The sequence below is a fragment of the Terrisporobacter mayombei genome, assembly GCF_020748465.1.
GTDB classification, from domain to species: Bacteria; Bacillota; Clostridia; order Peptostreptococcales; family Peptostreptococcaceae; genus Terrisporobacter; species Terrisporobacter mayombei.
In genome coordinates this window covers 1-548 of record NZ_JAHZMP010000077.1, presented here as the reverse complement: position 1 = coordinate 548, position 548 = coordinate 1, and the positions used below count along the sequence as shown (strand labels likewise).

Annotated in this window: 1 tRNA gene and 2 rRNA genes; all 3 read right to left on the bottom strand. The window is 42.9% G+C overall.

Annotated features, from left to right (window positions below):
• Positions 1–51 precede the first annotated feature (51 nt).
• A tRNA-Asn gene (locus K0039_RS20400) sits at positions 52–126 on the bottom strand.
• Positions 127–131: 5 nt separating this feature from the next.
• Positions 132–248, bottom strand: a 5S ribosomal RNA gene (gene rrf / locus K0039_RS20395).
• 123 nt (positions 249–371) lie between these two features.
• Positions 372–548, bottom strand: a 23S ribosomal RNA gene (locus K0039_RS20390); the annotation flags it as partial.

Genomic DNA, 548 nt, shown 5'->3' with positions numbered 1-548 from the left:
CAGGATTTTAAGTCCTGTGCGTCTGCCAGTTCCGCCACTTCGGCACTTTCTTGGCTCCAAGGGAGGGACTCGAACCCTCAGCCTATCGGTTAACAGCCGAGTGCTCCACCGTTGAGCTACCTTGGAACATCACGTGGCTACGTGCTACTCTCCCAGGGGGTCACCCCCCAAGTACCATCGCCGCTTAAGAGCTTAACTTCTGTGTTCGGAATGGGAACAGGTGTATCCTCTTTGCTATAATAACCACATCTTTTTTTGCTGAACAAGTATTATAATAACATCTTATTTTAATATTGTCAACTTTTTCATTATGTTTTTAGAAAGCTTTTAGTACTTTCAAAACTGCTAACATTTAATTCATACATTATTTTTTGGTCAAGTCCTCGACCTATTAGTATCAGTAAGCTACATATGTTACCATACTTCCACCTCTGACCTATCAACCATGTAGTCTTCATGGGGTCTTAACCTTACGGTGGGAAATCTTATCTTGAAGTAGGCTTCGCGCTTAGATGCTTTCAGCGCTTATCCTTTCCGTACTTAGCTAC